Source organism: Bartonella sp. AU16XJBT, assembly GCF_028618665.1.
Classification (GTDB): domain Bacteria; phylum Pseudomonadota; class Alphaproteobacteria; order Rhizobiales; family Rhizobiaceae; genus Bartonella.
Map to the genome: position 1 here is coordinate 1 of NZ_JAQITF010000016.1, position 14,566 is coordinate 14,566.

Genomic DNA, 14,566 nt, shown 5'->3' on the forward strand with positions numbered 1-14,566 from the left:
ACAGTGAAATAAAAAAAGAAGAAGCGATTGAGATGTTAGCCCAACATCTTGTCACGCGTCCCGTGTTTGAAGCTTTGTTTGAGGGCAATGAATTTGTCCACAACAATGCCATTTCGCAAGCCATGGACAAGATCTTAAGAGAACTGGATAAAACCAATATCGAAGAAAAAACCAAAGATCTTGATAAATTTTACAAAAGTGTCACGTTCTGTACAGCAGGGATTACCGAAACTCATGCAAAACAGAATCTTATTATCAAACTTTATGAAAGTTTTTTTGCCAAGGCATTTAAGAAAACCACGGATAGACTTGGGATTGTTTATACGCCCATTGAGGTAGTGGATTTTATCATTCATTCTGTTGATGATATTTTACGCAATGAATTTGGAAAAAGCTTGGGGTCACGTGGTGTCTCTATTCTTGACCCTTTCACGGGAACTGGAACCTTTATCACAAGGATTTTACAATCCAATCTCATCAAACCAGAGGATATGGAATATAAATTCCGTCATGATATCCATGCCAATGAGATTGTCTTACTTGCCTATTACATAGCAGCGATTAACATTGAATCAACTTATCATAGTCTTATGAAAGGGAATTATATTCCCTTTAAGCATATTGGTTTAACCGATACGTTTCGGATGCTTGAAGAAAAGAACCTGCTACAGGAATTATTCAAAGAAAACAGTGAATATTTGGAACTTCAGAAAAATCTAAATATTAAAGTTATCTTTGGTAACCCCCCTTATTCAGTAGGACAAAAGAATGAAAACGATAATGCAAAGAATACACCTTATCCGATATTAGATGACCGCATTCGTGAAACTTATGCTGCTCAATCTAAAGTAACGAATATACGAGCGCTTTATGATAGTTATATCCGTGCCATTCGCTGGGCAAGCGACCGTATTAATAATGCTGGGATAATCGGCTTTGTTTCTGGTTCAAGCTATATAGAAAAGCCAACAATGGATAGTTTACGAAAATCTTTAGCCAAAGAATTTACGAGTATTTATGTACTTAATTTACGAGGTGATCTTCGTAAAAATATGTTAAGCAATGGAAATGCTCATGAAGGTGAGAATATTTTTGGCAATGGGAGTATGACTGGTATTGCCGTAACCTTATTTATCAAAAATCCCAATGCTTTTGGACCTTGTAAAATTTACTATCATGATATTGGAAATAATCACACAAGAGAAAAAAAGCTTAAGACAATTAAGGATTTTGGAAGCATTGATGGCATTACACGGAGTAAACAAGGTTGGAAAATAATTACACCAGACAAGCATGGCGATTGGCTTGGTCAACGTGATGACAGTTTCGAAACATTCCTAGCTATAGGTGATAAGAAACCTAATGGGAAAAAACTCTTTGAAACGTTTTCTCGTGGTATTATGACGAGTCGTGATTTTTGGGTTTATGACTCAAGCTATAAAGCTTTAGCTACCAACATGAGTAATATGATCACATTCTATAACAGCGAAGTGGAACGTTTTAATAATGCTTATGGACATATTGATCGCAAGATACGTAAAAATGCTGTAAATAATTTTGTCAATTCGGATGAAAGCAAAATTAGTTGGAGTCATAATCTCAAACGAGACTTGGACAAAGGCAAGACTTTTAACTTTGAAGGTGATTGCCTTACTCAAAGCCTTTATCGTCCTTTTACTAAGCAGTGGCTTTATTATAATCGGGATCTCAACGACGGTGTTTACAGAATGCCGCGTATATTCCCTATAGTGCAAGCAGTAAAGAATAAAGCAATACAAGTTTCTTCTATGGGAGCACGAAGTGGCTTTTCTGTTCTTATGACTAAAAATTTGCCTGACGTATGTGTAATTGATAATAGTCAATGCTTTCCAAGATATATTTATGAAGACACTCCGGTTTCAAAAAGTAAAAGTGAAAAACAATCACATTTATTTACAAACTCTACAGAAGAAAACAAAACCTCTGCTTTACAACGCCGTGATGCCATTACAGATGCGGGATTAGAACATTTTAAAGCAGCTTATCCGAATGAAACTATTACGAAAGATGATCTATTTTATTATGTTTACGGTCTACTTCATTCAGAAGATTACCGTACCCGTTATGCTCATAATTTATGTAAAGAGTTGCCTCGCATTCCTTGTGTAAAAACTGCTGAAGACTTTTGGAAGTTTGTGACAGCAGGGCGTGAACTGGGGCATTTACACGTGAATTATGAAACTATAGAGCCCTATCCAGTGACCTTTAAAAAGGGTAATCCAAAACAGATAGAGATCTCTAATCCAGGAAAGTTTTATTACGTGACTGAAATGAAATTCGCAAAAGCAGGTAAAGAGAAAGATAAATCAACTGTCATTTATAACAGCAATATCACAATGACAGATATCCCTCTTGACGCTTATAAGTATATCGTTAATGGTAAACCCGCTCTTGAATGGGTTATGGGGCGTCAATGTGTAAAGACTGATAAAAAGAGTGGCATTGTTAATGATGCCAATCGTTATGCTGTTGAAACCGTTGGCAATCCTGCTTATCCATTAGAGTTATTTCAAAGGGTTATTACTGTAAGTTTAGAGACAATGAAAATTGTTAAAAACCTACCAAAATTAGAAATTAGAGAAACTGAATAGACTTATAAAGCATGCTCACATAATGGGCATGCTAATCTTATTAAAGCCGCTTATGTATTAGTTTAAATAAAAGTTTATTTTATCATCTGTTATGAGATAACTAAGATAGGAAAGAATTACGTTATCAGAAATCCTTTAATGGACTTTTGTAAATTTTGTAAACGTATCATCTTGTGAATTGATTACCTATAATCTTAAAAGAGATAATTTATCATGCATTATTCTAAAAAGAAATCATTTGCACTTTTAGATACTTTTATTTGGATTGCTTTAAGACTTTTAAGAAATCCACTCTTAAAGTGAATACGCTTCTTTTGGATTGCCTTTAAAAGATTATATCGCAATCTCAAATGATAGCTTTATTGTTATCAGACGCTTTGTTTAAAAAGAGTTATGTATATTCATTTTCTTATATTACTTATAGGTTTTGTCTGTTTTTAAAACCCCCAAAACACCGACAAAACCCTCTTAGATATATATTAAAAATTGTATTTATGTGTTGTGTTTAATATAGGTTGTTTATTTGAAAGGTTAATTTATTGAAATATAATAACTTTTATTTTTGACTAAAAAATATATATAAAGGGGGGGGTAAAAAGACCCCCCAAAACCCCCATACCCCCCTAAACTCATAACCATAATAGTCTTAATAGGATTTCTTATCATTATAAACTGTCTTTTGAAAATTCACTTAATATGTTTTAAAATAACTTTTTACTCTTATTATTTTTTTAAGTACCAATCTTTAAATCTATAAATACGTCTTGATAGCATTTTTATGATTATAAACCGTTTCTTTTGAAAGGCTTTAAAGGATCACATGTTTTTTTTAAGACGTGGTTTAATCACTCACTAAAATCATAAGGTTATCTATTTAAATAAACTGATAAAATTCATACAAGGGATTTTAATAACGTAATCAGTTTTTACTTTCATACGCTTTTCATAAAGCACGTTTTAATCACTCACTAAAATCATCATTTTGTCAGTTCAATTTACTGACACATACCTGACAAGTTTTAATCAATTCACATCATTGGTTATCTTTAAAGATTGTACTATTGATATGAATTATGTCTTAAAAGTATTAAGATATTGAAATATAATGTTTTTAATTTTTACTCATTTAAAAAAAATAATATAGGCTTTAAAAGAACTGACAAGACTGACACGGTCTATTAAAAGCTATTTTGCTCATCTCTATAATTATTATTCTCTCTTTAGATATTTTCATAACGGTTTATAAATCACAATTATCCTATTTATCGTTTCTCTTATGAAAATAAAAAATGATGCCATGGCTATAAAGCAAATAACAGCTATAAAGCACGCGTGAAAAAAGCAGGCTTTCATAATCACATGCAAATGAAGGCATTGGTTATAAAAACAGTTCCTATAAAAAGCTGTTAAGTTGCAAATGTGTTATTAAAAGAAATTAACAGAAATCTTTAAAAACCATTTAGCAAAAAACAGATAAGTTATAAAGATAAAAATACGCATGATGAGAGCGTTTCTAAATATTATAAATGTATAGATTCAGAAAATAACGCAATCGTTTAAGAAAGCAAATAATATAGCGTTAAAAGCACATAAATATAAAAAAAGAAATTAATAAGCATATGATATTATCAACACGCAACGTATTTAAAAAATACAAAAAAATATCAAAAAAGATAAAATAATATTTGACAATAAATACGTATTTTGTTATACAAATATTCAAGTGATTCAAAACACTAAACATACAGTGGATAAACAACCAAAATTGTTTACTTCCTCTACAAAATTCGATTATTACAACGCTTTATATTATAAGTGTATGTATTTATGTCGGGTGTGCTTATGCCATACAATACCCTTATGGGAAAAGCATAGCAACGGACTGTATGCCGTGTTTTGAACGCCCGGCGCCCTTATAGGCTGTCAATTCAAAACTTTTTAAAACATACAGGTTTAACTATGACAAATATCTCAAACAACACCCCCGTTAATCAACAAGAGCCTGCAAAAAAATATGAATTTATTGATGATTGTGAATATATCGATGGTCATTTCTTAAAGCGAATTAGAGCCTTAAGAGATTTTGATGATGTCAAAAAAGGTGATTTAGGGGGGTATATTGAAAATGAAGATAACCTCTCTCATGATGGTAATTGCTGGGTCTATGATAAGGCTTGTGTTTATAATAATGCCCATGTTTCTGATAATGCTAAAGTCTTAAATGAAGCTTATGTTTTCGATAATGCAAAAATTGAAGGCAATGCTAAAGTTTTTGATGGTGCAAGAATTTATGACAATGCAAGGGTTGCTGATCATGCCTTGGTTTTTGGAATAACTTATGTTTACGATCATGCCTGCGTTTTGAATCATGCTGAAGTATCTGACAGGGCTGTTATAAAAGGTCATGCTAAAATCTATGATAATGCTTTATTAACTGGATATGCACAAGCTTATGGCAATGCAAGAATTTATGACAATGCTCAAGTTTGGTTTTTTGCTATGGTTTGTGATGATGCTTCTATTTATGAAAATGCAAAAATTACAGGCTATACATACATTTGCGATAAAGTGAGTGTTTTTGGTAATTCATATATAGATACCAAAAAATTGAATGGTCATATCAAAATTTGTGATCACACCATAAAAGACGCTGCGTAAATAAGACGCGGGCGGTGCGGGGGGCGCCCCTCTTTCAAATTTCCCATTCCAAATTTTATCAAACGTTTATCACATTAGATTGTGAGGGTATCTTTATGTGCAAAAAATATGAATTAACTAGTGAAATTAAACAAATTAAAGATAGGATTACTAAACAGATTACAACTCTTTATCGCATTCGTGCTTTAAAAGATTTTGATGATATCAAAGCTGGCGATCTAGGCGGCTTTATTGAAAAGGAAAGCAACCTCTCTCATGATGGCAATTGCTGGGTGTATGATAATGCATGGGTTTATGGCTATGCCCGTATTTATGAAAATGCAAAAATACGCCATTTTTCTCAGGTCTGTGGTCATGTCTATGGCAATGCGGAGGTCTATGGAAAGGCTTTTATCTCTCAATATGCTAAAGTTTATGACAATGCTTGTGTCTATAGTAATGCACGTATATCTGGCTATGTTTATGGCAATGCCCATGTGAGTGGAAGCGCTCGTATTTATACAGAAGCCCATGTTTATGATAATGCGCATATTTCTTATAATGCTTGGGTTTATAATTATGCAAGGGTTTATGGGCATGCTCAGGTTTCTGGCTCTGTCTGTGTTTACAGCCATGCCAAGATTTATAACCATGCTATTGTCAAAGGTCATGCTAAAATTTATGGCAAGGTTTATGGCAATGTTATTGTAAGTGGCTATGCTGAGGTTTATGGCTCTGTTTATGGCAATGCCAAGGTTTCCTATCATGCCAAGGTCTGGGGTAAAGCCTATGGCAATGCAAAATTAAACAGTCAAAGTAAAGTAAGTGTCGTTCCTAAAAAATGTGAAGTTTATGAAAATGATAATATTATCAAAATTACGGATACAGACAAATAAATGACAAGCATGGGGGGGCGTGCATTCTTTAATGGCTATAAACGCATATAAAATGCATTGCTAATAAACATATCATAAAAGAGAGAGTAAAATAAAAGAAAGCCGTGCCAATTGATATGACGCGGCTTTCAAATGTCGATTCTAATGATTAAAATTAATCACCTACATGGAGTAATGAATGCATATATACAAAACGTATCATATTGCAAGCGCTCTATGAGAGATATGAAAACTTATCAAAAGAAACGTAAACGATGCGTATGATCTTTAATCACTCATTTGAATAAGAGAGTGAATTTAGAACCTATAAACTCTCATATGGCTTCAAACGTATTAAGAATAACGCCCTTTTTTTTAAAGAGATTCATTTAAAACAAAGCACATGATCATGACGCTTCTTTTAAAAACGTTTCAAAATATTAAGCTCAAAATTGAGCTTGAGTGAATTGAAAGAACTGACATTCTAAAATCAAACAAATCCAAACGCTTGGTAACTTTATCAATCCAATCAAAAGCAAATGTGTATTAAGTGAATATCTATAACAAAACCCATTTTTTACATTTACGCGCGTTGATTTTTAAAACAATCTCTCATAAGACAAATAAACAAACGCTTTTATAAAATGTAAGGTTTTCAAGATTTTGCTTCTGCTGTGAAAGCTATAGCCTAGGTTTACTCAAAAGAGAAAATGTTCTTAAGCAAATAAAAGAATAATAAGCTTATAAAGCATCAGTTTCAAACGTTTAAACGTGCATTTAGAAAGCTTCTCATAAATGCCTTTTCTCTTTGCACTCAAACGTAACTTCTTTATAAATTAGCCGGTCCATTTTTGGGCTGGCAAAATCAACCACCCCAATTTTGGGGCATTATCCTTTAAATAGAGGCATTCTTTAAACAATATCGCTTTTGACTCCAAAATTGAGTAAAATTCCATGCCTTATGATGTTACAATGGTTTTGAATTTTTCTTACCTATCGTGTCTCAATAAGTACCCCCAAATTTGGGGTGACTAAAATCTCTCAATCCAAATTTGGATTGACCCTATTTGGCTTCGTATTTTTAAACGATAACTTTTAAAACGTTTTTTTCTTTCTTGCATTATGTCATTAAAAGGCTTTTGATTTCATAAGATATAACTTTTTGAATTTCATATCTGTTTATTTCCTTACTCCGGTAAAAAAATACCGTGTTTTAAAAGCGATCTTGTCTTTAAATCCTTTTATGCAATCTTTATAAATTAAACCTATAAGCTTATGACAATTTCAAACGATTATCCTCTAATAGATGATAAGATATTGCTATAATAAATATAGATTTTTTGCTTCCCAATTTTGGGAAACAATAATATTTTGTCTTTATACGATTAAACAAACCAATCATTAAAACAAGCTGTGATCTTTAAACGTATGTTCTTGAAAATTCCAAACAACTAAATTTTAAACAATGCGATTTTTAAGTGATAAAAACGTATCATAAAATTTATGAACTGTTATAAATGATATCGGCTTTTCATTTCATTTGAATACACACATGCGTTATAATATTTGCATCATGATTTGCTTTTTATGGTCTATTCATACATGGCAATCTTATCTAAAAAATGGTCAAATGAATCATGCATAAAAGTGTGGATTCCTAAGTGGATTCATATAAAATAATTTCATATAACACACTGAATTTATTATATTTTTATGGAATAAGCGTTTCCGGGATCTGGAAGTGCTGACTCAAAACAGCCTCTTTCTTTTAGTGCTGAGAGCACTTGGACATAACAAGAATTCCCGGAACTCAGAATTTGTCCGCAAAGCGGGTTCATTTTATACTCAGTTTTAGGGCTTCCAAGCCCTATTGATCGTCGCGTATATGACCAAAAACACAAGCTTTATTCATAAGGCAATTGCTTTTAATCGTCAACCAGAGCTATAGAAGTTGTTTTGGTTGCTTTTTGCAAAATTTACATGCAACTGTTGCAATGCCTCTTTTTATTTTGATGGGATTTTGGACAATTTCTTGGTGATCATTATGGGGGATATTTTAAATTGTAACTCTATGACTTTTATCCATTATCCATCTCTTTTGTATAGAAACGGAAGCTTGTTTTCGGCTTGCAAAAGCAAAAAGACTTTTTAGAGTAACGATAATATTGGGTGTTGGTAAAGAGAATGCTGGCGTGTCATGGGTCAGTTTTTAAAAAGATGGTATGAGCAAAAGAAAGTTTTTCATAGAGCAGTGATTGCTAATAGCTTGTTCCAGAAAAAATGAATAAAGATTTCTTATTTCTTATGCGTTATTTTTTCATCGTTTTGCAAAGGGCGCGCTTCTGAAGCAAGCATAATAGGAACGCCATCACGAATAGGATAGGCAAGTTTGGCTTTGAGAGAAATGAGCTCTTGTGTTTCTCGGTTGTAAGAGAGTGTGCCTTTCGTTATTGGGCAGACGAGCAATTCGAGCATTTTGGGATCTGTGGTCATTTTTTTCATGTTGGGACCGTTCATTAGTTTAAGCGGTAATCTGTGCCTGTTTGTTTCATGAGTGAGCGTTCTGTTAATGCAAGAAGAGTTTGGGCACGGCTTTCGATATCTGGTGCTTCAAGGAGAGCTTGTTTTTCTACTGGTGTAAAGGGGATAAGAGCTGAAAAAGCATTAACCAATATAGGTGTGGGGGCTTCTATAATACTGCTCCAATTATATTCCATTTCATGTATGGTCAGATATTTCTCAACAACGTCGAGTAAGTTTTCTCGGTTAATGCTTTCTTCAATATCAAATTCTTGTAAATCTTTTATGTTTGATTGGATGAGAGCCGTTCGATAGGACTTTGTATTTGTTGTCAATTCTTGTTCTAAGGTGAAACGGCAAACACCTTGTAATATAATGAACAGTTGTCCATTGCCTGTTTCACTGTAGTTTGTAATGCGTCCTATACAGCCTGTTTTATAAAGTTGTTTAGAAAAGCGGCCTGTTTCCGATGAAAGGGGTTGAATAATGCCCAATAGACGATCAGTTACCATTACGTTTTCAATCATTTCAAGTGATTCTGGTTCAAAAATGTTGAGTGATAAAAAACCACCGGGTAGTAAGAGTGCACCTTCTAAAGGAAAAAGGGCAATTTGCTTTGGAAGATCATTTTCGCAATTGTAAGAAATATTACCAGCTTTCATGAGTATGTTGTGACCTTTATTCGGTAATTTTAGTCTGTCAATCATTGCATTTTATGATACTATTGAGAAAGCAGAAAATCCACTTCTTGTGCATTAAATCATACCTATAAAATACCTGAAGTCCTTATTCTTAAAAGAATATAAATCCCTATCGTTAAGGTTGAATTGCACAAAAAAGAATATTGCTTTGCGATCTTTTTAGTGTGTGACGTTTTGCATGATTTTCAAGGGGCATTTTTGTCTATAGCTTTTGATTTTTGTCTTAAATTTTTTAAAATGTGTACCTTACAATTTCCGTAAGCTTCAAAAGGAAGCTATTATAAATCTTTTGAAGCAGCTTATGCAAGTTTTAAAATGAGAACATTTTCATCACTTTACTAATGACAGTGTGATAAAGATAGGTTATAGGTTCAAATATGCTGGAAAGAGCGTTATCGTTTCTTTCATTCTTTTGCGGGAGAGTGCAGATTGCGAATTTTCGCATTGCCGCCGAAGGGGAAATAGCCCATAATCTCTCAGGCTTTAGGGACCGTAAAAGGAAGAAGGCAGATCTGGAAAGTCGGGAGAGCCCGCGCCGAAGGTGTAAGCGAAAGGTCTTTTCGCGAGTCTCTCAGGTTGATGACAGAGGGGTGCAGAGACGGCCATATTCTGTGGGCGTTAGCGCAGCTTTGGAGTTATTATGGGCACAGCACAAGAAACATCTTTTTTAAAAACACTTCCTTTATACGATTTGCATGAAAAAGCAGGAGCAAAATTTGGTGCTTTTGCGGGGTGGAACATGCCTTTAACTTATCCTCTTGGCGTTTTGAAAGAGCATCTTCATACGCGTGCACAAGCAGGACTTTTTGATATTTCTCATATGAAATTGATTGCTGTTGAAGGGGCACAAGCCGTGGAATTTTTATCCTATGCTTTTCCCATTGATGCAGCAGCTTTAAAAATTGGGCACTCACGGTATAATTACTTGCTTAATGAGCAGGCTGGTATTCTTGATGATCTTATCATTACCCGTTTGGAAGAGGGCCGTTTTATGTTGGTCGCCAATGCCGGTAATGCACAGGCTGATTTTGTAGAATTGGAAAAGCGTGCTGTTGATTTTGAATGTCAAGTGATTGCTCTTGAAAGGGTATTGCTTGCTCTTCAAGGTCCTGAAGCGGCTGCTGTTCTTGCTGATGCGGATTTACCAGGAAATGAATTGTTCTTTATGCAGGGATTCGAACCACAACAAGATTGGTTTATAACGCGTTCTGGGTATACGGGAGAAGATGGTTTTGAAATTGCTTTGCCTATAGGGCATGCGCATATGTTGGCTGAAAAATTGCTGAGTGATTCTCGTGTTGAGTGGATTGGACTTGCCGCACGCGATAGCTTACGGTTGGAAGCAGGATTGTGTTTGCATGGAAATGATATTACCCCTGATACGACGCCTATTGATGCGGCTCTAACATGGGCTGTTCCTAAAAGTGTTCGAGAAAAAGCACAGTTTTACGGTGCAAAGGCTTTTCTTGAAGCCCTGCAAAAAGGACCTGCGCGTTGTCGTGTTGGATTAAAACCGCAAACGCGCCAACCTATTCGTGCCGGTGCGGTGCTTCTCGATGATCAGGGCAAGGAGATTGGTGTGGTAACATCGGGCGGTTTTGGTCCTTCTTTTGATGGTCCTGTTGCGATGGGGTACGTCCCTGTTGCTTGTAAAGTTGAAGGAACAGAAGTCTTTACAGAACTGCGAGGCAAAAAAATTGCACTCTCAGTTCATTCACTTCCCTTTGTTGAACAACGTTATTTTAAAGGATGATTTTTTATGTCTAAAACTTATTTTACACAAGACCACGAATGGCTTAGCGTTGAAGGGCAAGTGGTGACTGTTGGGGTTACACATTATGCGCAAGAGCAATTAGGGGATTTGGTTTTTGTTGATTTACCACAAAGTGGTACAAAACTTTCCAAAGGGGAGGCGGCGGCTGTTGTGGAATCCGTTAAAGCAGCTTCAGATGTTTATTCTCCTCTTGATGGTGAAGTGGTCGAAATCAATGAGGCACTCACTGATAATCCTGAACTGGTAAACCAAAAAGCCGAAACAGAAGGCTGGTTATGGAAAATGACATTGCAGGATGAAACACAACTGGAAGAGTTGTTGGATGAAGATGCTTATAAAGCTTTGATTGGATGAGTGTGATGATCGAGCGTTCTTTTTCTTCTCGACATATTGGGCCTCGTCCTGATGAAACACAAAAAATGCTTGATGTTTTAGAGCTTGATTGTGTTGACACTCTCATTTCTCAAGCGGTTCCAAGCTCTATTCATTTGGGACGTTCACTAAACCTTCCCAAGGCTGCAAGTGAGAACCAAGCCTTAGAAGAACTCTCCAAAATGATGGAGCGTAATTGTGTGCATAAAAGTTTTATTGGGCAAGGATATCATGGAACTTATATGCCTCCGGTTATTTTACGAAATCTGTTTGAAAATCCAGCTTGGTATACCGCTTATACGCCTTATCAAGCAGAAATTAGTCAAGGTCGTTTAGAGCTTCTGTTTTATTTTCAGACTTTGATTAGTGAATTGACAGGTTTGCCTGTTGCTGCTGCTTCCCTTCTTGATGAAGCAACCGCTTTAGCGGAAGCCAATGCTCTTGCTTTTCGTTTTTTCCGTGAGAAAAAAACAAAAATTTCTCTTCAGAGTCTTTTGCACCCTCAGACTTTGAGTGTTGTGCAAACGCGTGCTGAAACACAAGGTATTCGAATTAGCCGTGAGAGGGAAATTTGTTCTGATACAGCGGCAATTGTTCTCTCTTGGCCCGATACAAAAGGTTCTTTTCATGATTACAGTGAGATCATAAAAGAAGCAAAGACAAACGGAGCGCTGGTTATCGTTGTAGCTGATCCTTTAGCGCTTACTCTTATGGAAGCACCAGCAAAATGGGGGGCAGATATTGTTGTTGGTTCTATGCAGCGTTATGGCGTCCCAATGGGGTTTGGTGGTCCGCATGCTGGTTACCTTGCGGTTAGTGATGCACTCACGCGTCTTATTCCAGGGCGTATTGTTGGTCAATCCGTGGATACGAGAGGGCGTGTGGGTTTTCGTTTAGCTTTGCAAACACGTGAACAACATATTCGGCGTGATAAAGCGACGTCAAATATTTGTACAGCTCAGGCTTTGTTGGCTAATATGGCAACGGCTTATGCTGTTTGGCATGGGCCAAAAGGTTTACAAGAAATTGCGCAGCGAATTCATCATTTAACATGTCGTTTTGTTGCTGGTTTAGAGGCTGCTGGTGTTTCTTGTGAAGGTGAGTCCTTTTTTGATTGCGTTAGCATTGTTGTGAAAGGAAAAGCCCGAGAAATTGCGCATCAAGCCAAGATGAGTGGACGCCTTGTTCGTGTTCTCGATGATGATACCATTGCAATCAATTTTGATGAATTGTCGACAGAAGAAGATGCTTGTGCTTTAGCAAAGCTTTTGGGGGCACAACTTGTTGATCAAGTTTCTCCACGACTGTTTGGCAAAGAACGGGATGCTGCTTTTCTTTCTCAGCCTTTTTTTCATGCGGTTCATTCAGAGACAGATATGATGCGTTTTTTGCGTCGTTTGGCGGATAAAGATTTGGCGCTGGATCGGGCGATGATCCCTCTTGGTTCTTGTACAATGAAGCTTAATGCGGCGGCTGAATTGATGCCTGTGAGTTGGGCAAGCATGGCCAATATACACCCGTTTGTTTCACAAGAGGATGCGGCGGGTTATTTGGAGATGATCAATCAATTAAATGCGTGGTTGTGTGAAATTACAGGATTTGCGCAAGTCTCTTTTCAACCAAATTCTGGTGCTCAAGGTGAATATGCGGGGCTTTTGGCTATCCGACGCTATTACCACTCACGGGGAGAACATCAAAGGACAGTTTGTCTTATTCCAGCGTCTGCACACGGTACCAATCCAGCTTCGGCGCATATGGCAGGAATGGAAGTCATTGTCGTAAAATGTTTAAGCGATGGCGATGTTGATGTGGATGATCTCAAAATGAAAGCGCAATTGCATAAGGATAAATTGGCTGCTCTCATGATTACTTATCCTTCAACCCATGGTGTTTATGAGGAAAGCATTAAGGAGATTTGTTCTATTATTCATGAAAATGGCGGACAAGTTTATTTTGATGGTGCTAATCTCAATGCGCTTGTGGGGCTTGCGCGTCCGGCCGATATTGGTGCTGATGTTTGTCATATGAATCTGCATAAAACATTTGCTATTCCTCATGGAGGGGGGGGGCCTGGTATGGGGCCAATAGGGGTTGCAGCGCATCTTATGTCCTTTTTACCAGGGCATGAACAAGATGGCACAACCCATGCGGTTTCGGCGGCTCCTTATGGAAGTGCCTCTATTCTCGCAATTACGTGGATGTATATTCGAATGATGGGCGCTGATGGCTTAAAGTATGCAACACAAATAGCCATTTTAAATGCTAATTATATTGCTGCACGTCTTTCATCTGCTTATTCCATTCTTTATCGAGGCAAACATGGACGTGTTGCTCACGAATGTATTGTGGATACACGTGTGTTGAAAGATCAGTATGGGGTCAGTGTTGATGATATTGCAAAACGTCTCATTGATTATGGATTTCATGCGCCCACGATGTCGTTTCCTGTTCCGGGAACTTTGATGATTGAGCCAACGGAATCAGAACCAAAAGCAGAGATTGATCGACTTTGTGATGCATTACTCTCTATTGCTGAAGAAGCCAAAAAGGTTGGGAACGGGGTTTGGCCAAAAGACAATAATCCATTGGTGAATGCCCCTCATACAGTAGCAGATACTTTAGATGATGCTTGGAAGCGACCCTATTCGCGACAAGAAGCTGCTTTTCCCAATAGCTCCCTTGATCCAGCCAATAAATATTGGCCTCCTGTATCGCGTATTGATAATGTTGCAGGAGACAGAATGCTTATTTGTTCGTGTCCACCATTGGGGAATAGCTATTAAATAAAAATATATATTCAATTTGTTTATTTGCGTAAAAAAAGCCCACACAAAAGGTGTGGGCTTTGTACTTATTGATCATGTTACTCTAGCGCTATTTATCTGTTTTCTAGAATTTCCCCTTGTTTTTATAACATGAACGAAATCGAAAAAGTTGACAAAAAAGCTGTGGCTTATAGGCGATAGGTATGCTCTCCTTTGTCTTCTATCGTATGATTTAGTTTTAGTGATTAGGCGCATCGGTTGTTTCTAGTCAGCCAATCCACATAAACGAAAG

Annotated in this window: 8 protein-coding genes and 1 riboswitch; of the genes, 6 read left to right on the top strand and 2 right to left on the bottom strand. The window is 36.4% G+C overall.

Features of this window, described 5'->3' with window-relative positions:
• The 3 genes from PVV66_RS07940 to PVV66_RS07950 form a co-directional block, all read left to right on the top strand.
• Positions 1 to 2,630: type ISP restriction/modification enzyme (locus tag PVV66_RS07940; protein WP_273719243.1), on the top strand; the 2,630-nt coding region annotated here is incomplete at its 5' end.
• Between the two features lie 1,959 nt (positions 2,631 to 4,589).
• Entirely contained in the window at positions 4,590 to 5,288 is a 699-nt protein-coding gene (locus PVV66_RS07945) for a hypothetical protein (protein ID WP_273719244.1), read from the top strand.
• Between the two features lie 95 nt (positions 5,289 to 5,383).
• Positions 5,384 to 6,163 carry a hypothetical protein gene (locus PVV66_RS07950; RefSeq protein WP_273719245.1) on the top strand — a complete coding sequence of 260 codons (780 nt, stop codon included), beginning with the start codon at positions 5,384 to 5,386 and terminating at the stop codon, positions 6,161 to 6,163.
• A 2,274-nt stretch (positions 6,164 to 8,437) separates the two neighbouring features.
• Here the strand turns inward: PVV66_RS07950 and PVV66_RS07955 are convergent.
• Complete coding sequence (locus tag PVV66_RS07955; RefSeq protein WP_273719246.1) at positions 8,438 to 8,644, bottom strand: Trm112 family protein; 207 nt, start codon at positions 8,642 to 8,644, stop codon at positions 8,438 to 8,440.
• A gap of 14 nt (positions 8,645 to 8,658) precedes the next feature.
• Positions 8,659 to 9,324, bottom strand: a complete 666-nt coding sequence (locus tag PVV66_RS07960; protein ID WP_273719247.1) for an LON peptidase substrate-binding domain-containing protein — start codon at positions 9,322 to 9,324, stop codon at positions 8,659 to 8,661.
• A gap of 444 nt (positions 9,325 to 9,768) precedes the next feature.
• Positions 9,769 to 9,866, top strand: a riboswitch (glycine riboswitch).
• Positions 9,867 to 10,003: 137 nt separating this feature from the next.
• Here PVV66_RS07960 and gcvT point away from each other — a divergent pair.
• The 3 genes from gcvT to gcvP are packed head-to-tail and all read left to right on the top strand — an operon-like array spanning position 10,004 to position 14,292.
• On the top strand, positions 10,004 to 11,116 hold the full coding sequence (gene gcvT, locus PVV66_RS07965) for a glycine cleavage system aminomethyltransferase GcvT (protein WP_273719248.1): 1,113 nt from the start codon (positions 10,004 to 10,006) through the stop codon (positions 11,114 to 11,116).
• Positions 11,117 to 11,122: 6 nt separating this feature from the next.
• Complete coding sequence (gene gcvH, locus PVV66_RS07970; protein ID WP_273719249.1) at positions 11,123 to 11,491, top strand: glycine cleavage system protein GcvH; 369 nt, start codon at positions 11,123 to 11,125, stop codon at positions 11,489 to 11,491.
• Between the two features lie 5 nt (positions 11,492 to 11,496).
• The gene (gene gcvP / locus PVV66_RS07975) at positions 11,497 to 14,292 is read left to right on the top strand and encodes an aminomethyl-transferring glycine dehydrogenase (RefSeq protein ID WP_273719260.1); all 2,796 of its coding nucleotides are present in this window, start codon (positions 11,497 to 11,499) and stop codon (positions 14,290 to 14,292) included.
• Positions 14,293 to 14,566 lie beyond the last annotated feature (274 nt).

Coding starts and splice junctions, on each gene's coding strand:
- PVV66_RS07945 (WP_273719244.1), top strand. CDS start 4,590: ATGACAAATATCTCAAACAACACCCCCGTTAATCAACAAGAGCCTGCA.
- PVV66_RS07950 (WP_273719245.1), top strand. CDS start 5,384: ATGTGCAAAAAATATGAATTAACTAGTGAAATTAAACAAATTAAAGAT.
- PVV66_RS07955 (WP_273719246.1), bottom strand. CDS start 8,644: ATGAAAAAAATGACCACAGATCCCAAAATGCTCGAATTGCTCGTCTGC.
- PVV66_RS07960 (WP_273719247.1), bottom strand. CDS start 9,324: ATGAAAGCTGGTAATATTTCTTACAATTGCGAAAATGATCTTCCAAAG.
- gcvT (WP_273719248.1), top strand. CDS start 10,004: ATGGGCACAGCACAAGAAACATCTTTTTTAAAAACACTTCCTTTATAC.
- gcvH (WP_273719249.1), top strand. CDS start 11,123: ATGTCTAAAACTTATTTTACACAAGACCACGAATGGCTTAGCGTTGAA.
- gcvP (WP_273719260.1), top strand. CDS start 11,497: ATGATCGAGCGTTCTTTTTCTTCTCGACATATTGGGCCTCGTCCTGAT.